The 17,783-nt window shown below is 37.0% G+C and carries 23 protein-coding genes; 16 read left to right on the top strand and 7 right to left on the bottom strand.

Annotated elements, in window-relative coordinates; all coding sequences use genetic code 11:
• Position 1: 1 nt before the first annotated feature.
• From ACTJIV_RS01365 to ACTJIV_RS01355, 3 genes are read left to right on the top strand one after another with little or no spacing between them, the layout of a single operon-like run.
• Positions 2–640 carry a DUF2306 domain-containing protein gene (locus ACTJIV_RS01365; RefSeq protein WP_440625142.1) on the top strand — a complete coding sequence of 213 codons (639 nt, stop codon included), beginning with the start codon at positions 2–4 and terminating at the stop codon, positions 638–640.
• The gene (locus tag ACTJIV_RS01360; RefSeq protein WP_111954105.1) at positions 637–1,557 is read left to right on the top strand and encodes a YARHG domain-containing protein; all 921 of its coding nucleotides are present in this window, start codon (positions 637–639) and stop codon (positions 1,555–1,557) included. Before ACTJIV_RS01365 ends, ACTJIV_RS01360 begins: the two co-directional genes overlap by 4 nt.
• 10 nt (positions 1,558–1,567) lie before the next feature.
• Entirely contained in the window at positions 1,568–1,981 is a 414-nt protein-coding gene (locus ACTJIV_RS01355; protein ID WP_440625140.1) for a hypothetical protein, read from the top strand.
• Here ACTJIV_RS01355 and ACTJIV_RS01350 read toward each other — a convergent pair.
• The 3 genes from ACTJIV_RS01350 to ACTJIV_RS01340 all read right to left on the bottom strand — a co-directional run bounded on the left by ACTJIV_RS01350 (position 1,968) and on the right by ACTJIV_RS01340 (position 3,685).
• Entirely contained in the window at positions 1,968–2,369 is a 402-nt protein-coding gene (locus tag ACTJIV_RS01350; RefSeq protein ID WP_440625138.1) for a DUF2809 domain-containing protein, read from the bottom strand. The genes ACTJIV_RS01355 and ACTJIV_RS01350 overlap by 14 nt on opposite strands.
• Positions 2,370–2,525: 156 nt before the next feature.
• Complete coding sequence (locus tag ACTJIV_RS01345) at positions 2,526–3,185, bottom strand: thioredoxin family protein (RefSeq protein WP_440625136.1); 660 nt, start codon at positions 3,183–3,185, stop codon at positions 2,526–2,528.
• An 11-nt stretch (positions 3,186–3,196) separates the two neighbouring features.
• On the bottom strand, positions 3,197–3,685 hold the full coding sequence (locus tag ACTJIV_RS01340; protein ID WP_440625134.1) for a TlpA family protein disulfide reductase: 489 nt from the start codon (positions 3,683–3,685) through the stop codon (positions 3,197–3,199).
• Positions 3,686–3,823: 138 nt separating this feature from the next.
• On the opposite strand from ACTJIV_RS01340, the gene ACTJIV_RS01335 reads away from it, so the two are divergent.
• From ACTJIV_RS01335 to ACTJIV_RS01325, 3 genes are read left to right on the top strand one after another with little or no spacing between them, the layout of a single operon-like run.
• Positions 3,824–3,988 carry a bacteriocin gene (locus tag ACTJIV_RS01335; RefSeq protein WP_111954095.1) on the top strand — a complete coding sequence of 55 codons (165 nt, stop codon included), beginning with the start codon at positions 3,824–3,826 and terminating at the stop codon, positions 3,986–3,988.
• A 29-nt stretch (positions 3,989–4,017) separates the two neighbouring features.
• Entirely contained in the window at positions 4,018–4,176 is a 159-nt protein-coding gene (locus tag ACTJIV_RS01330; RefSeq protein WP_223557943.1) for a bacteriocin, read from the top strand.
• A 52-nt stretch (positions 4,177–4,228) separates the two neighbouring features.
• Positions 4,229–4,381: a bacteriocin gene (locus ACTJIV_RS01325; RefSeq protein ID WP_111954093.1), complete on the top strand. Its 153-nt coding sequence runs from the start codon at positions 4,229–4,231 to the stop codon at positions 4,379–4,381.
• Between the two features lie 26 nt (positions 4,382–4,407).
• Here the strand turns inward: ACTJIV_RS01325 and mutS are convergent, their stop codons facing one another.
• On the bottom strand, positions 4,408–6,996 hold the full coding sequence (mutS, locus tag ACTJIV_RS01320) for a DNA mismatch repair protein MutS (RefSeq protein ID WP_111954091.1): 2,589 nt from the start codon (positions 6,994–6,996) through the stop codon (positions 4,408–4,410).
• 140 nt (positions 6,997–7,136) lie between these two features.
• Between mutS and ACTJIV_RS01315 the strand changes: the two genes are divergently transcribed.
• Positions 7,137–7,667 carry a GNAT family N-acetyltransferase gene (locus tag ACTJIV_RS01315; protein ID WP_440625131.1) on the top strand — a complete coding sequence of 177 codons (531 nt, stop codon included), beginning with the start codon at positions 7,137–7,139 and terminating at the stop codon, positions 7,665–7,667.
• A 177-nt stretch (positions 7,668–7,844) separates the two neighbouring features.
• On the opposite strand, the gene ACTJIV_RS01310 is transcribed toward ACTJIV_RS01315, so the two are convergent.
• Positions 7,845–8,714, bottom strand: coding sequence for a cupin-like domain-containing protein (locus ACTJIV_RS01310; RefSeq protein WP_440625129.1), 870 nt, complete (start codon positions 8,712–8,714; stop codon positions 7,845–7,847).
• A 407-nt stretch (positions 8,715–9,121) separates the two neighbouring features.
• On the opposite strand from ACTJIV_RS01310, the gene ACTJIV_RS01305 reads away from it, so the two are divergent.
• Positions 9,122–10,015: a bestrophin family protein gene (locus ACTJIV_RS01305; protein WP_440625127.1), complete on the top strand. Its 894-nt coding sequence runs from the start codon at positions 9,122–9,124 to the stop codon at positions 10,013–10,015.
• On the opposite strand, the gene ACTJIV_RS01300 is transcribed toward ACTJIV_RS01305, so the two are convergent.
• Entirely contained in the window at positions 10,012–10,611 is a 600-nt protein-coding gene (locus tag ACTJIV_RS01300) for a hypothetical protein (protein WP_111954083.1), read from the bottom strand. The two genes, ACTJIV_RS01305 and ACTJIV_RS01300, sit on opposite strands and share 4 nt — an antisense overlap.
• A gap of 55 nt (positions 10,612–10,666) precedes the next feature.
• On the opposite strand from ACTJIV_RS01300, the gene ACTJIV_RS01295 reads away from it, so the two are divergent.
• From ACTJIV_RS01295 to ACTJIV_RS01260, 8 genes are all read left to right on the top strand, one after another.
• Entirely contained in the window at positions 10,667–11,287 is a 621-nt protein-coding gene (locus ACTJIV_RS01295) for a toxin-antitoxin system YwqK family antitoxin (protein ID WP_223557940.1), read from the top strand.
• A gap of 5 nt (positions 11,288–11,292) precedes the next feature.
• Positions 11,293–11,823 (top strand): RNA methyltransferase, encoded by a 531-nt coding sequence (locus ACTJIV_RS01290; protein ID WP_440625125.1) that lies wholly within the window; start codon positions 11,293–11,295, stop codon positions 11,821–11,823.
• Between the two features lie 262 nt (positions 11,824–12,085).
• Positions 12,086–12,661 carry a CBS domain-containing protein gene (locus ACTJIV_RS01285; protein WP_223557939.1) on the top strand — a complete coding sequence of 192 codons (576 nt, stop codon included), beginning with the start codon at positions 12,086–12,088 and terminating at the stop codon, positions 12,659–12,661.
• A 1-nt stretch (position 12,662) separates the two neighbouring features.
• The gene (locus tag ACTJIV_RS01280; RefSeq protein ID WP_111954075.1) at positions 12,663–13,529 is read left to right on the top strand and encodes an NAD kinase; all 867 of its coding nucleotides are present in this window, start codon (positions 12,663–12,665) and stop codon (positions 13,527–13,529) included.
• A gap of 71 nt (positions 13,530–13,600) precedes the next feature.
• Positions 13,601–14,671 (top strand): class II fructose-bisphosphate aldolase, encoded by a 1,071-nt coding sequence (gene fbaA / locus ACTJIV_RS01275; protein ID WP_111954073.1) that lies wholly within the window; start codon positions 13,601–13,603, stop codon positions 14,669–14,671.
• Between the two features lie 96 nt (positions 14,672–14,767).
• On the top strand, positions 14,768–15,622 hold the full coding sequence (accD, locus tag ACTJIV_RS01270; RefSeq protein ID WP_111954071.1) for an acetyl-CoA carboxylase, carboxyltransferase subunit beta: 855 nt from the start codon (positions 14,768–14,770) through the stop codon (positions 15,620–15,622).
• A gap of 54 nt (positions 15,623–15,676) precedes the next feature.
• The gene (locus tag ACTJIV_RS01265) at positions 15,677–16,183 is read left to right on the top strand and encodes a DUF6973 domain-containing protein (RefSeq protein WP_111954069.1); all 507 of its coding nucleotides are present in this window, start codon (positions 15,677–15,679) and stop codon (positions 16,181–16,183) included.
• An 85-nt stretch (positions 16,184–16,268) separates the two neighbouring features.
• Positions 16,269–17,018, top strand: coding sequence for a ThiF family adenylyltransferase (locus tag ACTJIV_RS01260; protein ID WP_440625121.1), 750 nt, complete (start codon positions 16,269–16,271; stop codon positions 17,016–17,018).
• A gap of 1 nt (position 17,019) precedes the next feature.
• Here ACTJIV_RS01260 and ACTJIV_RS01255 read toward each other — a convergent pair whose 3' ends face one another.
• Positions 17,020–17,778 carry a response regulator transcription factor gene (locus tag ACTJIV_RS01255; protein ID WP_111954065.1) on the bottom strand — a complete coding sequence of 253 codons (759 nt, stop codon included), beginning with the start codon at positions 17,776–17,778 and terminating at the stop codon, positions 17,020–17,022.
• Positions 17,779–17,783: the final 5 nt, after the last annotated feature.

Genomic DNA, 17,783 nt, shown 5'->3' with positions numbered 1-17,783 from the left:
AATGATCCCAGCTAAAAGAAATATTTTTTCCATCTTTAAAATCCTTCTCATCATAGGGTTTGGATATTTCTTTTGGTTAATGCTTAAAATTACGCTGGAATACGTTCCTTTCAATCCTAATGTAAGCTTTCTGATGATCAAACAGACAGAAGTTCAGGACAGACCGGAATATCTTTCTTTTTTCTACACCCATGTGTATACCAGTATTTTTGTGCTAATTTCTGGATTTCTGGCTATTCTCAGAAAAAATTTCGGGATTGAAAATTTTCACAAGAATATTGGCAAAGTCTATATTTTTTTAATTCTGATTCTGGCGGCACCTTCCGGAATCTATATGGGATTTTTTGCCAACGGAGGCTTTTTATCTAAAATTTCGTTCGTTATTCTAGGGTCTCTTTGGTGGTTTACTACGTATAAAGCCTATCAATCGGCAAGAAAGAAAAGGTTTAAAGAACACAAGCAGTGGATGTGGCGAAGTTTTGCCCTTACTTTATCTGCGCTTACCTTACGGATCTGGAAAGTTATTATTGTATATTTATTCCACCCAAACCCAATGGATGTCTACCAAATCATCGCATGGCTTGGCTGGATTCCCAATATCCTTTTGATTGAATATTTAATTACAAAAAAACATATATGAAAATTCTAAATTACACCCTAGCTTCCATGCTGGCAGTCTCTCTTCTGAGCTGTAAGAAAGATGGAAAAGTAAACGAAACAGGAAAAGATTCAGTGATCGCCAAAAAAGATTCTGTAGCAGTTCCTGAAATCTACAAAGAATATTACGGAATTTATACCGGTGATTTTGCCGGTATGGAAAAAATGGTAGATGAAACAGACGGTTCTGAATATGAGGGCAGCATTAATAAGAGAATTTCACTGAAAATTAACAGAATAACTAAAGACAGTGTCTATGGACAAAGCATCGTCAATGGAAATCAGCGTCCATTCAGGGGTATTTTTAATGAAAGCACTAAATCTTTTGTACTGGATGAGCCTGGCAATGATAAAACAGACGGTAGATTTGAAGTAAAATTAAGCGGTGACAGCATCACCGGAAAATGGAATGCTTTTAATAAAACTGCAGTAAAATCACCCTTAAAAACGATTAAACTTTCAAAAAAGGAATTTGTATACAATCCTAATTTTATGCTGGATAAGGATTCTGATCTGGTTGACTGGTCCAATCCAAAGGATTTTGTGGAAAAATATACAGATGAAGAAACCGGAAAGACGGAAAGCTATACGACTTCTAAAAACAGGGTAGCTTCTGAAGCGATTTTTAATTTGAATGCATCGAAGCAAAAGCTATCTGAAAAAGACCTGAAAAACTTACGAAAAATAGATCTTGAAATCATCAAAAATTCTGTTTTTGCAAGACATGGTTATTCTTTCAAAAAAGAGACTTACAGGTATTTCTTTGAACAGACGGACTGGTATATTCCTGTTTCAAATAATGTTGACAAGGAACTTTCTCCAATGGAAAAAGAGAATGTAGCTTTGCTTAACCGCTTTATAAAATATGCGGAAGATAAATATGACAGCTTTGGAAGATAAGATTTACCCTATGAAAAAATATTTGTTTTTTATTCTGTTATTCTGGGCTGTTTCCATTGCTGCCCAAAAAGATTCAACTGTAATTCCAGGTCCAAAGCCATCGGTAGATGCAGAACCCCGGCCATCCCAGATTGCGGCGTTTCCTGGCGGGCACCAGGCATTTGTAAAGGAAGTTTTAAAAAATTTCCGGACCTCTCCATTAGTAAAAGCGGAGATTATGAAAGCTAAAGCCGTTGCTACTTTTATTATAGACACAGAAGGAAATATGGTGGATATTAAAATAGAATCCTACGAATATAAAATGGTAAAAGATGAATTTCTAAGGGCTTTGAAAATGATCAAAACACAATGGATTCCTGCAGAAGAGAATGGCAAAAAAGTCCGGAGCATCATGAGGCAGCCTTTGGTGTTCAGCCTGCAATAGTTTGCTTTTCTTTCTTCAATTGGCTAAACTTCAGCCCAAGGAAAAGCATCAGGCATCCTGCAGCATAACATAGAATATCTATCCAAGAGAAAGAATTTCCGATTACAATATACATCAGGCTTCCAGGACGGAAGCCTAATTTTTCTGCAACAGTAAAATATTGTGCAAATTCTATGATACAGGAAAAAATTAAAATTCCAAGGATAAGCTTTTCATCATTGATCTTCACAAAGGTTTTAACAAATGTGTATAGAAGCATAACGACTATCACGTCACCAAGATAAGCTCTTACAAAGAAAATATGGGCCAGTTTTGTGGCGATCAGAACTTCTATAAGAAAGATAACAATGGTAAGAAGAAGATATTTCAGGCTGAATTTAAATTCCATGCTGTGTTTAAATTTTGGCTAAAGCCTTTATGGCTGATTTCTGTTTGTGCGGGCTAAAGCCCACCCCTATTGAATGGATAAATCGACATTCAATTTCGGTCATAAAAAATCGGCATTCAATGAACACCGATTTTTTATAATATTACTACAAATATATTATTTCTTTACTTTGATTGTACATCCTATAGCTACTGTTTTTGTCATTTTTATGGGTTCACTTTTGATCAGGGCATTTACAGCATCCTGAACATAATATTCGGATACATCGTCTGGATTTTCGTAATTGTTGTCAATAGCTCCGATATATTTCACGATATTTTTTCCGTTTTCTTTCTGAAGGACAAAAACATGAGGTGTTTTTGTAGCTCCGTAAAGCGGATATATCTTTTGTCCTTCATCTACCAAATACGGGAAAGTAAACCCCTTCTGTTTTGCCCTTTCGATCATCTGTTGGTACCCGTCTTCCGGCTGTACATTGGGATCATTAGGATTAACAGCAATAACCGGATAACCCTGATCCTTGAACTTTTTATCTAACTCTACAATCCTGTCTTCGTATTTTTTTGCGTACGGACAATGGTTGCAGGTAAATATTACTATAAATCCTTTCGAGCTTTTAAAATCGCTTAAAGAAACCATTTTACCGTCAATATTCTTCAACTTAAAATCAGCGGCTTCATCTCCAACTTCATACCCTTTTACAGCAGAATTTACAGATGTATTTTGAGAGGTGTCAGCTTTATGATCTGTTGTTGTAAAGCTCAGAACTCCAAGCCCAGCAATAAATGCAGCCATTAAAATTTTCAGATTTTTCATATGTTATTTTTTTATTTTAAATTATTGTTGATGGTCTTTTCCAGGTCTTCTTTGCTCATTTCGCCATCGTTGAAATACACTTTTTCACCATTTTTATAGAAGATTGTCACCGGAATATTTCCGTCCCAGTTTTTTTCAAACCTTGGAATCCAGGTATTCATTCTTTTAATATCATCCAGCAGGATCACTTCAGCAGTAAGGTTTTTATTTTTGATAAATTTCAATACTCTTTCTTTATCTACAAGCCTGTCCAGCGAAACCAAAATCATTTTAAAGTTTGAGTGATCCTTAAATTTATTATTAATCTCCATAAAATGAGGCAGTTCTTTCACACAAGGAGCGCAGGTAGTCGCCCAGAAATTGACAACCAACAACTTATCATTATCCTTCTGAATACGTTTTTCAAAATCTTCGTATTTCATAATGGAAACTTCTTTCTGTTGAGCACTCAAAGCACCAAAGGATAAAAAAAGGAGGAGTATACTTAATAAATTCTTCATGCTTAAAGTTAACGAATGCTATCCTTTTCTTTAAGTATCAATCTGTTAAACTTTGTTAATGATATTTATTTTTTTATCACCAACTATAGAATTATATGAAATAAAATGTAAATTAGCTATAACCAAATTAAAATTATTATGAAAAAATCAAATCTTCAACCAAGAAAGCTTTCAAAAAAAGAATTGAAAGAAATCAGTGGAGGCTTCAGACCTGTATGTCCAAGAGTCGTAAGCTGTATTGATCCGGTGACCGGAGTAGAATTATATGGCGTTTATGGTATTCAGGACGGATACTGCTGTTAAGGATTTAAATTAACTACAAAATAATTGGTATGAAAAAATCAAACTTTCAAAGCAGAAAACTTACAAAAAAAGAGTTAAAAGAGATCAACGGAGGAGCTTCATGTGCTGAAGGCCTGTGCAAGCTCAGAGGTGTACCCAGCCATTTCATGATCATTGGACCAAGAGGCAGTGACGGATACTGCTGCTAATTGACAGAACTTTACAAAAAGACCATTTTAAAACCTAACTAAAATATTTAACATGAAAACAAATCTTCAAAAAAGAAAATTAACGAAAAATGAATTAAAAGAAATTAATGGTGGTAACGGACCTACCTGTGTTACAACCTGTTTTTGTAACAATGATGGAGAGTTGTATATAGGGGCATGTGATACAAAGGGAGTTTGTTGCTAATCAATACAAATAAAAAAATGATTGGATTAGCCTCCAATCATTTTTTTTATTGAATTAAGCTTCATTAAAGCTTCAATAGGTGTCAAGGTATTGATATCTATTTTTGTGAGTTCCTCACGGATATTTTCCAGAACCGGATCATCCAGCTGGAAGAACGAGAGCTGCATATTTTCTTCTGTTACTCTTTTGATGCTTTCAGAAGTGCTGGTGTTTTGTGTACGGCTCGCTTCAAGGGTTTTAAGGATTTCATTGGCTCTGTTGACCACTTTTGCCGGCATTCCCGCCAGTTTAGCCACATGAATACCAAAACTGTGCTCACTGCCCCCCGGAATCAGCTTTCTTAAGAAAATGATATTTCCTTTATTTTCCTGGATGGAAACGTGGAAGTTCTTCACTCTTTCAAAATTCACCGTCATTTCATTCAATTCATGATAATGGGTTGCAAATAAAGTTTTTGCCTGCGTAGGATGCTGATGAAGGTATTCTGCAATAGCCCATGCGATAGAAACTCCGTCGTAGGTAGATGTTCCACGTCCTATTTCGTCCAGCAGGATAAGACTGCGTTCCGAAATATTGTTCAGGATATTGGCGGCTTCGTTCATTTCTACCATAAAAGTAGATTCACCGGCCGAAATATTATCGGTAGCCCCTACCCTTGTAAAAATTTTATCCAAAACCCCAATCTCAGCATGTTTTGCGGGAACAAAACTTCCAATCTGAGCCAAAAGGCATACAATTGCTGTCTGACGCAGGATCGCTGATTTACCGGCCATGTTCGGCCCTGTTACCATAATGATCTGCTGGGAATCTTTGTCTAAAAATATATCATTCGGAATGTACTTTTCTCCCAAAGGAAGCGCATTTTCAATAATCGGGTGTCTTGCCTCTTTAAGGTCAATGGCATATCCCTGATTAAGAACGGGCTTCGTATAGCTTTCAGAAACAGCCAGTTCTGAAAGTCCCACCGCTACATCAAGCTGTGCAATAATATTGGAATTTCCCTGGATCTGATCCATATAGACCATTGTTTCGGCACACACATTTCTATACAGCTCATTTTCTAACACCCCTATTTTTTCTTCGGCACCCAGAATCTGGCTTTCATATTCTTTCAGCTCTTCGGTGATGTAACGCTCTGCATTGACAAGCGTTTGTTTTCTCAACCAATCAGCGGGAACTTTATCTTTATGGGCATTCCTTACTTCTATATAATATCCGAAAACATTATTAAAATCAATTTTAAGGCTTGAAATTCCCGTTCTTTCTATTTCTCTCTGGCACATCTCATCCAGGAAACCACGGCCTTTACTTTGTAGATTTCTCAATCGGTCAAGCTCTTCCGAGATGCTTTCTTTGATAATATTTCCTTTGGAGATATTCACCGGAAGCTCTTCATTGAGATGATTCTGCAAAAATTTGATCAGTTCATCCATATCAAATAACGGCTCCAGCCAGGCCAGAACATCTGCATGAGGATGAAGCAACGCTTTAATCTGATGAATATTGATCAAACTCTGGCGCAGATAGCCAAGTTCTTTCGGAGATATCTTTTCTGCAGCCAGTTTCCCCATCAGCCTGTCAAGGTCCGAGATCGATTTCAACAACTGACAAATCTCGTATTTCAGTTGATCATTTTCATTCAGAAAATCAATCAGAGAAAGTCTCCTCATAATTTCGTCCACCGATTTTAACGGAAGAATGATTCTTCTTCTCAATAACCTTCCACCCATCGGGGTAGATGTTTTGTCAATAATATCCAGGAGCGATTTTCCCTGTGGATTACTTGGATAAACAATTTCAAGATTTCTCAGGGTAAAGTTGTCCATCATCAGGTAATCTTCCTGTGGAATAATCTGAAGCTTTGTGATATGTGCCAGCAGATTGTGGTGTGTATCTTCTACCAGGTAAGCGAAAATGGCTCCCGCTGCTGTAATAGCTAGTGGAAGGTTTTCTGTACCAAACCCTTTTAAAGAATTCGTTTTAAAATGCGAGGTCAGTTTTTCGTAGGCAAAATTATACTGGAAAGCCCAGTCTTCAAGCTTAAAGGCGCTTTTATTTTTGAGCTGTTCCGGCAATTGAACACTTCTTTGGTACACAATTTCGCTGGGATCAAAAGTATTGATGATATGCAGGATCTTTTCCAGATTTCCTTCGCTCACCAAAAACTCGCCGGTAGAAACATCCACCATGGCAATTCCGTACTTCTCTTTCTCTTTATGCAGAGAAAGAAGGAAATTATTCTTTTTTGAATTTAATACCTGATCGTTAAAGGTAACACCTGGTGTCACAAGCTCTGTAACGCCTCTTTTTACAATTCCTTTGACCATTTTTGGGTCTTCCAGCTGATCACAGATGGCAACTCTCATTCCGGCTCTTACCAATTTTGGAAGATAGGAGTCTACTGAATGGTGTGGAAATCCTGCCAGCTCTATATGTCCTTCTCCATTAGCTCTTTTGGTAAGAACAATACCCAGAATCTGGGAGGTTCTCACAGCATCCTGCCCGAACGTTTCATAAAAGTCTCCAACCCTGAATAACAGCAGTGCATCAGGGTATTTCGCCTTGATGGTATTATACTGCGTCATTAACGGGGTTTCCTTCTTCGTTTTTGCCATAATAAAAAATGAGCCCCAAATTTAAATAAAATAAATTCAGGGTTGAAAATTGTGATGAAATTAATCTCGCTATGGGATCAAAAGCTGTATTATATGTTCATAATAAAATATTTGTTGTATTTTTCAGTAAAATAAACTCTATGATCTACCCTGTTTTAGAAACTGAAAGACTTCTTTTAAGACAGCTGACTATTGATGATGCAGAAGACCTCTTCGAATATTTTTCTCTGGATGAAGTCATGGAATATTATGATCTGGAAACCTTTAAAACACAGGAAGATGCTCAAAAGATCATCCGACATTTTAATAATGAATTTGAAAAAGGAAAAGGATTCCGATGGGCACTGGAATTAAAATCCGACAAGAAAGTTATTGGAACATGCGGCTACCATAACTGGTTCCCGGAGCATTTCCGTGCTGAGATCGGCTATGAACTGAATCCTAAATTCTGGAGAAACGCCTATATGAAAGAAGCTATTCTTTCTATTCTTACTTTTGGCTTTGAAAGTATGAAACTTCACCGGGTAGACGCATTCATAGACCCTTCCAATATTTCTTCCGAAAAGCTTTTGAACTCTTTAAACTTTAAAGATGAGGGCACTCTGCGTGATTATTTTTTTGAAAAAGGAAGGTTTGTAGATGCCAAAATCTTCGGTCTTATTAATGAATAAGAGAGAAGATGGATGCCGGAAGATAGAAGTTTCTGAAGCTCTACAGAACCACTGAATATTTTTTAATTAATTTTTTAAAACATTCTGACTTTCCTAATTGACTTTCAATTATAACCGTCACAGGAAATATTATAAGGAGATACATTAACCTCCAGCTTCCCTCTTCAACCTTCAAGACTATTTCCTTTTCTTTTCAAAAGCTTCCGTCCCTTTTTCATAAGCCCATTTCTGCTTGTAATTCACCCACTTAGCCTTAAACAGCTTACGAAGAAGCTTATCTGTATACCTCATGATAAAAACATGGTACATCATATTGGCAAAAACATTCGGTTTGTTGGGAAGAGCCCTGAGCGACATGGAAAATCCCGGTTCCAGATATCTGTTAAAATGCCAGAATGCCCCGGGAATGAAAAGCGCATCACCATGCTCCATAAAAATTTCATAGCCTTTGGCATACTGTAAGGCCGGAAACTTCTCATAATCAGGATTTTCATAATCTATATCATAAACCGTATGAACAGAGAGCGGCACTTTATATAAAAAGGCAGATTGTTTTTGATCAAATAGCAGGATTCTTTTCTTACCCTCGAAATGAATATGTAGAAAATCTCCCAGATCTACATCATAATGCATCAGAACATGGGCCTCACTTCCCCCAAAGAAAAGAGTTGGCAGCCGCTTAAAAAACTTAATTCCCAGGTCGGGATACGTGAAATTTTTCAGCAGTTCCGGAAGCCGGTCTGTAATGATATAGAAAAAGATCCGCAGATCTGATGGTCCGCTTTTAATCCGGTCAATATACTCCTTCATTTTCATATTCGTGACAGGAGCATCTGAGCTTTTGGAAGCATCAGCCGGTTTATTATCATACAACGGCACGATCTGATCACCTGCTTTCTCACGGATATAGGCAAGATTCCATTTGTCGAAGGCATCCCATCTGGCCGCAAAATTTTTGATCAAAAGCGGCTTATGTTTTTTGAAATAATTCTTCTGAAAATCTTCTTTACTGATATCGTTGACTACATCTACGTTTTCGAGGATCATCTTGTTTGTTATTTAATGCGAAATAAAAATAGTGTTTTTTTGAAATCTGTGAAAATTAAAAAATGGTATCGGGAATTCTGGGCCCTGATTTAAACAACAAAAGGACAAAAAGTTTTTAAACACTTTAGTTTTTTTAACATTAAGATTTGTGAAGATTTTAAGATCATTAAGCTGAGCTTCGCTTTAAGAACCAGAGCTAAAAAAATCTCTGATTTTCTCCTAACTGTCCTTATCTCCTTCACAAATCTTAATGTTAAAAAAACTATGCGCAATCATCTGTGAAAATCTGAGAAATCTGTGGTCAATCTGTCTTTTTGCCCTTTTGCTTTATTTTTAAAATTATTTTAAGCTTCATGATAAAGCAGGGATAAAATGAAAAAATTATCTTTGTAACACTAAGCCTATTTATGAGAGCCTACAACACCAAACATTTCCTGAAGATCCTTTTCAGTATGCATAAAAGCGATACCATGAAGATTCTTTTTCCGACGATGATTCTTGTGGGGCTTTATTCGTGGGGGATCCAGTATCTGGAAGTGGAATACCTTCATCTTACTGCAAAATCAGGGGTAAGCAATGTCGGAATGATCCATTCCCTGCTGGGTTTTGTATTATCGCTATTGCTGGTTTTCAGAACGAATACGGCCTATGACAGATGGTGGGAAGGCAGGAAACTTTGGGGTAAGCTGGTGAATGATACCCGGAATTTCGCCGTAAAGATTAATGCTATTTTGGGTGACAACCGGCAAGACGCAGAGCAAATTTCAAGATATTTAAAGTACTTTCCGCATTTTCTGGCCAAACATCTTTCACAGGAATCTACAAGACTGGCTTTAGACGAAGATTATACAGAAATTGAAAAGTCCCTTAAACATCATGGGCCTAGTGAAATTGTCATTCTTTTGACCTATAAACTGAATCAACTGAAAAAAGAAGGAAAGATATCGGATATAGAGATGTTGTATCTCGACACCCAGCTTTCCGGATTTTTGGATGTCTGTGGAGGCTGTGAGAGAATTAAAAACACCCCTATTCCCTACTCTTATTCTTCGTTTGTTAAGAAATTTATCATCTTATATGTCCTTGCGTTGCCTGTTGCCTATGTAATAACGATCGGACTTCTGATGATCCCGCTTACCGTGTTCGTCTATTATGTTCTGATGAGTCTGGAACTGATTGCTGAGGAAATTGAAGACCCTTTCAATAATGACGAAAATGATATTCCTATGGAAGCATTGGCACAAAATATTGAGAGGAGCGTCCATCAGATCATGGGGCTAAAAATTAAAAATCAACCTTAAAGGTTGATTTCTTTGATTTCTCCGTCTGCTTTTATCTCTACGAATTTACTTTCGCGGTTCGCTGCAGAATAACCATAAAAAAAGGTCTGGTATATGGGAGTAGAATACAGATAACCCCCATAGGCATTATAAGCATCTGATCTTCCTGTCTGCTCCTGATAGCTTGCAGTAGCTGTAAAATTAACAATCGTTTCCAGGTAATATTTTCCAGGTTTTAACTTTTCAAACTTAAATCGCCCGTGATCGTCCGTTAAAGCTTCCAGCCTGTATTTAAATGCATCTTCGGACATGTAGACCGTTGTTTTCTTGCTCTCGTACTTTCTTCTCATGCTGTAAAACTCATCAAAATAAGGAGTCACAGGAAAAAGCATCACTACGGTTCCTTTAGGAGCATAGTGCTTTGCTCCAAGCAGGGGTTTGATTCCCCAGTTGTTTTTCTGTTTCGTGGAAGCCACTCCTTCTATCGTAGAATTTCCAAAGCTAAGCATCTCCCTGGCTAGCTTTTTATCAAAAAAAGCCTGAGGATAATAGGTGTTCTGTGCCTGTGAAAATAGAAAAGCGAATACCAACAGCAGTAAAGTGGATATTTTTTTCATGTTAATATTTTAAATCAAATATAAGTATTTTGCTATTTTTGAAATAAAAATATCTATGAAATACTTTTTTCTGCTGTTAATGGCCACATCATCGTGGGCAATAGCACAAAAACCATGCGGATTCAAAGACGGACTTCAGGAGGGATCGTGCAAAGCTTTCTATGATAACGGACAGGTAAAACAGATTCTCGAATGGAAGAAGGGAAAAGTGGAAGGCGATGCCATTTATTACCACGACAACGGAAAAGTTCAGGCTAAAGGAGAATACAAGAAAGACTATAAAGTAAAAGAATGGGCTTATTACGATAAAAATGGTGTTCTTACTTCAAAAGAAGTTTTTAGGAATGGTGATAAAAACATTTATGATAACAGCTTTACGGCTACTTTTTACACCCCTTCGGGAGTCGTGGCGGAAATTTCCAATTATAAATTTGCTAAATTACACGGTGAAAGCAAAGTTTTCTACGAAAACGGAAAATCTGTAAAACAGATCGGTCAGTATGAGAACGGGCTTGCTGTCGGAAAATGGAAATCATTTTATCCATCAGGCAAACTGCAACGTGAAACAGAATTTGCCAACGATAAATGGAATGGAAGCCGGGTTCATTACCGTGAAGACGGAAGCGTTGAAAAAACAGAAATATACAGAGAAGGAAAATTAATCTCAACAAAATAAAACAATTGGTACAGAAATTAAAACTGGAAGAACTTAACAGAATAGATGTAGAAACATTTAAGAAGGTTGAGAAAATTCCATTGGTCATTATTTTAGACAACCTGAGGAGCATGCATAATGTAGGGGCATCTTTCAGAACAGCAGATGCTTTTCTGATCGAAAAAATAATTCTCTGCGGAATTACTCCGCAGCCGCCACACCGTGAGATCCACAAAGCCGCACTTGGAGCGACAGAAAGTGTGGACTGGGCCTACGAAAGTGACACTAACACAGCGATAAATGATTATAAAAGCCGCGGATATCAAATTATAGGGATCGAACAGACAACAGACAGTGTGATGATCACCGATTTCACCATTGACAAATCAAAAAAATACGCGTTGATCTTAGGAAACGAAGTGGAAGGAATAAGTGATGAAGCACTCCCCAATATTGATACATTTCTTGAAATTCCACAGCTCGGAACCAAGCACTCTCTGAATGTAAGTGTATGCGGCGGAATTGTGATGTGGGAGTTTGCAAAAGCCCTTAAATAAAAAAACTGCATATGTCCTTAAAAGACAGTGCAGTTTGAAATAAATCTAATAAAAAGTAAAAATGAAAGGCGACAAAGATACTTTTTTTTTCTTTACGAACAAATTTTAACATCATTTTTTTAATTTTCCCAGAAAAAAAGTGATGTTTTGAGAAAAAGTTTCATTTAATTTTTTATAAATTAGCACAATGTTTATCAAGGATTATATCTCAAAAGACTTTCCGTGTTTTAGCCTTACTGACTCAATAGAATCAGCAAGAAATATGTTAGAGGATTTTGGATATTCCCACATTTTCATTAAAAAATCCCATCATTTCTACGGAGCTATTGCGGAAGACTTTCTTTATGAAGATGACGGGATATTGAAGGACCTCGAACATCAGATCGAGCGCTTTGCCATCCTGGAAGACAATAATATCATGGACAGCATCCGCCTTTTCTATACGTTCAGTGCCAATGTGATTCCGGTGATCAATAAAAATGAAAAATATCTTGGGTATATCACCTGTGAAGATATTTTCCAGAATCTTTCCCGCTATCCGCTGTTTTCAGAGACAGGAGCTATTCTTACCATAGAAACGCCGGCCAGAAAGTATTCGATGACGGAGATCGCCAACATTGTGGAAAGCAACAACTCGAAATTCTATGGCGGATTCATCTCTTTTATGTCTGATGAAGTAATCCAGGTAACCATTAAGATCAGCAACGAAAACCTGTCTTCGATAGACGCTACTTTCGACCGGTACGATTATAGAATTGTTGAAAAATACTATTCTGATGAAAAATCGGACCTGTTTAAGGACAGATTCGGGTTTTTCCAAAAATTCATAGAAATATAACATGAAGGCAGCCATATATTCTCAGAAAAAAGACCTCGATACTTTTTTATATTTAAGCAAGTTTATTTCAGAACTTGAAACCAGAGGCGTAAAATCTGTTCTGTATGACGAAATGGCTGAAGCACTTCAGTTCTCAAAGATATTTGAAACATTTAACAGCAAGCAGGACCTTCTGGACAAAGAAGTAGACCTTTTCTTTACTTTCGGAGGTGACGGAACTATTGTAAACTCCCTGACCTTTATTGAAGACCTGGAGATCCCAATTGTTGGGGTGAATACCGGAAGATTAGGGTTTTTAGCCAGCTTTACAAAAGAAGAGGCTTTTAAAGAACTTGATGCCATCTTGAAAGGTGATGTGAAGACAAGCCGCCGTGCTGTAATTGAGGTTGTTTCCCCAAAATCCGGTGATTTTTTCCCGTATGCACTGAATGACGTTACCGTGTCCAGAAAAGAAACTACCTCCATGATTACGGTAGATTCTTATATCAATGACGAGTTTTTGAATGTGTTCTGGGGTGATGGAGTCATTGTTTCCACTCCTACAGGATCTACCGCTTATTCTTTAAGCTGCGGCGGGCCGATTATCTCTCCCAATAACGAAAATTTTGTCATTACCCCTATCGCTCCGCACAATCTCAACGTAAGACCTTTGGTTGTAAATGACAGAGTGGAAATAAAATTTAAAGTGGAAAGCAGAGTGCCACAGTATTCCCTTTCTCTGGACTCCAGACTGGTCCATATAGAAACCGACAAAGAAATCATCATCAAAAAGGCGGATTTTCAAATCCTTCTGGTACAGCCGAACCATTTAAGTTTCTACGAAACAATCCGTCAGAAGCTGCTTTGGGGCAGGGACAAAAGAAATTAGTAATTCCTCAAAAATGATTACCTTTACAGGAATTTTAAAAACGCCTAATAATTTAAAATAAAAAGTAAAACATGAGCAGAATTTTTCCGGCAGGAGTTGCCACAGGTCAATTAGTTACTGATATTTTTCAGTATGCCAAAGAAAACAAATTTGCACTGCCTGCAGTAAACGTAATTGGTTCAAGCAATGTAAATGCTGTTATGGAAACTGCAGCGAAATTAAACTCTCCTGTAATTATCCAGTTTTCAAACGGCGGAGCCGCGTTCAACGCAGGAAAAGGACTAAACAATGACGGTCAGAGAGCTGCAATTTTAGGATCTATTGCCGGCGCCAAACATATTCATACTCTTGCAGAAGCTTACGGAGCTACTGTAATTTTACATACAGACCACTGTGCAAAGAAATTATTGCCTTGGATCGACGGATTATTAGATGCAAGTGAAGAGCATTACAAGCAGACAGGAAAGTCTCTTTATTCTTCTCATATGCTGGATCTGTCTGAAGAACCTTTAGAGGAAAACTTGGAAATCTCTGCTAAATATTTCGAAAGAATGGCTAAAATGCAGATGACTTTAGAAGTTGAGATCGGTGTTACAGGTGGTGAGGAAGATGGTGTAGACAATTCTGATGTAGACAACTCTAAATTATATACTCAACCTGAAGATATAGCGTATACTTATGAAAAATTAAAAGCGATTTCTGACAACTTTACCATTGCTGCTGCTTTCGGTAACGTACACGGAGTTTACAAGCCAGGAAACGTGGTTCTTACGCCTAAAATCCTTGACAACTCTCAGAAATATGTTCAGGAGAAATTCGGAACAGCTGCTAAGCCTGTTAATTTTGTATTCCACGGAGGTTCAGGGTCTACTTTAGAAGAAATCAGAGAAGCTATCGACTACGGAGTTATCAAAATGAATATCGACACTGACCTTCAGTTCGCTTACACGGAAGGGGTTAGAGACTATATGGTTAACAATATTGATTATTTAAGATCTCAAATCGGAAATCCCGAAGGAGAAGAAAAACCTAATAAGAAATTCTATGACCCAAGAGTTTGGGTAAGAAAAGGTGAAGAAACTTTCTCAACAAGACTGGTTAAAGCGTTTGAAGACTTAAATAACGTAAATACTTTAAAATAATTTTTTGTAAAAGTAGGATGTATAAAGTACAAAGTAGATTTAATGCTTTTGTCTTTATACATTTTACCTTTTACATGATACATTAATACAATCAAAATGGCATTCGACTGGTTTAAAAGAAAAGCAAAAAACATTACCACCTCTACTGATGAAAAAAAGGACGTTCCCAAAGGCCTTTGGCATCAGACTCCATCAGGAAAAGTAGTGGAGCATGATGAACTGAGAAGAAATAACTATGTTTCTCCTGAAGACGGATTTCATGTAAGAATAGGAAGTGCAGAATTTTTTGAGATCCTTTTTGACGAAGGTAAGTTCACTGAACTGGATGCCAATGTTGAAAGTATTGACATCTTAAATTTCAAGGATACAAAACCTTATAAAGACCGTTTAAAAGAAGTAAAAGCAAAAACAAAGCTTACAGATTCCATCAGAAATGCAGTAGGAACCGTAAAAGGAACTGAAATGGTCGTTTCCTGTATGGATTTTGCTTTTATCGGCGGATCTTTAGGTTCTGTAATGGGTGAAAAGATCAGAAGAGCGGTAGATTACTGTATCGCCAACAAACTTCCATACATGATCATCTGCCAGTCCGGGGGAGCAAGAATGCAGGAAGCCACTTACTCACTGATGCAGCTTGCCAAAGTACAGGCCAAGCTTGCGCAGCTTTCTGAAGCAGGACTTTTATACATCGCTTACCTTTGTGACCCTACTTTTGGAGGAATTACGGCTTCTTTCGCTATGACAGCAGATATTATCATGGCTGAACCGGGAGCACTGATTGGTTTTGCCGGTCCTAGAGTAATCCGTGAGACGATCGGAAGAGATCTTCCTGAAGGTTTCCAGACTTCTGAATTCTTACAGGAAAAAGGATTTGTAGATTTTATCGTAAAAAGAACAGAAATTAAAGACACGGTAGCTAAAACAGTCAATTTATTAGCTGTGAATGCTTAAGATCTGTAACAAACACTATACAATCTCTCTCTAATTAGGGAGAGATTTTTATTTATGAGGACTTTTAAGATATTTTTTAATGCCATCCGCAGCATGAGCCTGAAAAAGGTCATGCGGCTTTTAGCGCTCCTTCTTCCCCATCCTCTTTTTGCCTTATTAAGCTTTCACGCAACGGTACAAACATTTAGCATTGCTCAGAAAAAATTCCCGGAAACGGCTTCTAACAATGGCATTGGAAATGCCTACAGACATGCATTATGGTGCTGTTTCATCATGATGTACTGCTGCAAGGTCTCCTCACCCCAAAAAGCATTGGATTTCTGCAAAAGATTAACGGATATGCATGAGGAACTTTTCCCCAATGAACCTTTGGAAACCAAAATGGACCTTCATAACAATAAAATCGGGATGGATTATTTCATGGAGCTGCTTCCGGGAATCCACCGGCAGTTTTTTGAGAAAGGCTTTTTTATTGATAGCCTGGAAAAGAAGATGGCTGATGCAAAAGTTTTGAAAAGCCTGGATGATGATTTTGAGGGATATCTGGTTTATTTGGATTGATATGATTATATTGTGAGTGTATTTTGTAATTCCGAGAGTGAAAAATAGAGCTGCCGGATCATAATTTGCATAAAACTAATACATCATGAACGATAGATATTCAAGAAACAGGATTTACGTAAGTCCTGAAGAGCAACATATTATCAAAAATTACCCTATACTATTGGCTGGAAATGGAATCGGAAGTAATATTGCCGAATGTGCTTTACGTTTCGGATTTGAAAATATTACCCTTATAGATGGTGATATCATAGACATTTCGAACCTTAATCGGCAAAATTATACTGATCAGGAGGTTTCTATGTATAAGGCTGAGTCTTTATATAATCGTCTTAAAAACATTAATCCTGAAGCTAGTATCCGATACATTAATGAGTTTATAACTAAAGAAAACTTAGACCGGATTCTTGAAAATGTTTCTGTTGCTTTTAATGCGCTCGATTTTACTTCCACTATTCCTGTTTTATTTGATAGGGCCTGCCAGGAAAAAAAAATCACAGTTTTACACCCTTATAATTTAGGATGGGCCGGTTTGGTTACGACAATAACACCAGATAGCCAAAATTTAGAAACTCTGGGAGACGAAAACAGCATGAATGAATTGAATGTTGTTATATTCGCCTCTCAATACTTAAAAAAAACTGGTCAAAATGTGGACTGGCTTGATAAAATAATAATGAGTTACAAAGAGGAAGAAGAGCTTCTACCTCCTCCACAGCTTGCTATTGGCTCATGGCTTGTCGCTGGAATATGCACTACTCTTTTATATAAAATTGCTACAGGTAAAAGTTTCAGACAATTCCCTGAATTTTATTTCACATCTATTATGGAATAGCTTACAGTAATTTGTTATTGGTGGCATATGCCAGTGCTTCTGTTATGTTCTGAACACTGATCTTATCAAAGAGTTTTCTCCTATGAAATTTAACAGTATCTGGAGTCAAATATATCTTTTCTGCTATTTCATTAATCGTTAGGCCTTGGGCATACAGAAATAAAATTTCTTTTTCTCTGTCTGTAAGCTTTATTTTAGCACTCTTTACCCATTCATTTTGTGAAAGGTTAAATTTCCATATCTCATCACTCCCATCTTTCAATATTTCAATATTTCCGGATTTATTATTTTGAGAAAGAGATACAATACACATTGCTTTCCAGATTTTCCCTTCGTTTGTTAAAAAAAGGGGGGTAAGTTTGTGATTGATCAAAATATTTTTTTTATTGTCTTTTACCAAATGAAAATCATACGAAATAATGTATTGCTTTCTTTCTTCAACAGGAATATTCTCATAAAAATTAAACCCTACCTCGTTTATTTTGAGCAGCAGTTCCAGATCGTCAGGTTTCACATGTTTAAAGTAAAAAGCATACCCCAGCTGTTGAACTTCACTTGGGGAATGTCCACACAAGAATAGAGGATTATCTGAAACATACTCAAATGTTTTTTTCTGATAATCTATAATATAAATGCTTTTATAGGTTATTCTTGCAAATGTCTTTACAGGCTCGAGATAATCAAAAGCCTGCAACAGTTCGTTTTGTGATAATTTGTGTACAGTATTTTTTTCGGAAAAAAATTTATCAATATCATCCATGTTTA

It is taken from the genome of Chryseobacterium sp. 22532 (genome assembly GCF_052044665.1).
Taxonomy (GTDB): domain Bacteria; phylum Bacteroidota; class Bacteroidia; order Flavobacteriales; family Weeksellaceae; genus Chryseobacterium; species Chryseobacterium lathyri.
The sequence above is the reverse complement of the archived record's forward strand: the minus strand, read 5'-3'. Positions and strand labels throughout refer to the sequence as shown.

Excerpts from the sequence above, each read along its gene's own strand:
- ACTJIV_RS01365 (WP_440625142.1), top strand. The coding sequence starts at position 2 with ATGATCCCAGCTAAAAGAAATATTTTTTCCATCTTTAAAATCCTTCTC.
- ACTJIV_RS01360 (WP_111954105.1), top strand. The coding sequence starts at position 637 with ATGAAAATTCTAAATTACACCCTAGCTTCCATGCTGGCAGTCTCTCTT.
- ACTJIV_RS01355 (WP_440625140.1), top strand. The coding sequence starts at position 1,568 with ATGAAAAAATATTTGTTTTTTATTCTGTTATTCTGGGCTGTTTCCATT.
- ACTJIV_RS01350 (WP_440625138.1), bottom strand. The coding sequence starts at position 2,369 with ATGGAATTTAAATTCAGCCTGAAATATCTTCTTCTTACCATTGTTATC.
- ACTJIV_RS01345 (WP_440625136.1), bottom strand. The coding sequence starts at position 3,185 with ATGAAAAATCTGAAAATTTTAATGGCTGCATTTATTGCTGGGCTTGGA.
- ACTJIV_RS01340 (WP_440625134.1), bottom strand. The coding sequence starts at position 3,685 with ATGAAGAATTTATTAAGTATACTCCTCCTTTTTTTATCCTTTGGTGCT.
- ACTJIV_RS01335 (WP_111954095.1), top strand. The coding sequence starts at position 3,824 with ATGAAAAAATCAAATCTTCAACCAAGAAAGCTTTCAAAAAAAGAATTG.
- ACTJIV_RS01330 (WP_223557943.1), top strand. The coding sequence starts at position 4,018 with ATGAAAAAATCAAACTTTCAAAGCAGAAAACTTACAAAAAAAGAGTTA.
- ACTJIV_RS01325 (WP_111954093.1), top strand. The coding sequence starts at position 4,229 with ATGAAAACAAATCTTCAAAAAAGAAAATTAACGAAAAATGAATTAAAA.
- mutS (WP_111954091.1), bottom strand. The coding sequence starts at position 6,996 with ATGGCAAAAACGAAGAAGGAAACCCCGTTAATGACGCAGTATAATACC.
- ACTJIV_RS01315 (WP_440625131.1), top strand. The coding sequence starts at position 7,137 with ATGATCTACCCTGTTTTAGAAACTGAAAGACTTCTTTTAAGACAGCTG.
- ACTJIV_RS01310 (WP_440625129.1), bottom strand. The coding sequence starts at position 8,714 with ATGATCCTCGAAAACGTAGATGTAGTCAACGATATCAGTAAAGAAGAT.
- ACTJIV_RS01305 (WP_440625127.1), top strand. The coding sequence starts at position 9,122 with ATGAGAGCCTACAACACCAAACATTTCCTGAAGATCCTTTTCAGTATG.
- ACTJIV_RS01300 (WP_111954083.1), bottom strand. The coding sequence starts at position 10,611 with ATGAAAAAAATATCCACTTTACTGCTGTTGGTATTCGCTTTTCTATTT.
- ACTJIV_RS01295 (WP_223557940.1), top strand. The coding sequence starts at position 10,667 with ATGAAATACTTTTTTCTGCTGTTAATGGCCACATCATCGTGGGCAATA.
- ACTJIV_RS01285 (WP_223557939.1), top strand. The coding sequence starts at position 12,086 with ATGTTAGAGGATTTTGGATATTCCCACATTTTCATTAAAAAATCCCAT.
- ACTJIV_RS01280 (WP_111954075.1), top strand. The coding sequence starts at position 12,663 with ATGAAGGCAGCCATATATTCTCAGAAAAAAGACCTCGATACTTTTTTA.
- fbaA (WP_111954073.1), top strand. The coding sequence starts at position 13,601 with ATGAGCAGAATTTTTCCGGCAGGAGTTGCCACAGGTCAATTAGTTACT.
- accD (WP_111954071.1), top strand. The coding sequence starts at position 14,768 with ATGGCATTCGACTGGTTTAAAAGAAAAGCAAAAAACATTACCACCTCT.
- ACTJIV_RS01265 (WP_111954069.1), top strand. The coding sequence starts at position 15,677 with ATGAGGACTTTTAAGATATTTTTTAATGCCATCCGCAGCATGAGCCTG.
- ACTJIV_RS01260 (WP_440625121.1), top strand. The coding sequence starts at position 16,269 with ATGAACGATAGATATTCAAGAAACAGGATTTACGTAAGTCCTGAAGAG.
- ACTJIV_RS01255 (WP_111954065.1), bottom strand. The coding sequence starts at position 17,778 with ATGGATGATATTGATAAATTTTTTTCCGAAAAAAATACTGTACACAAA.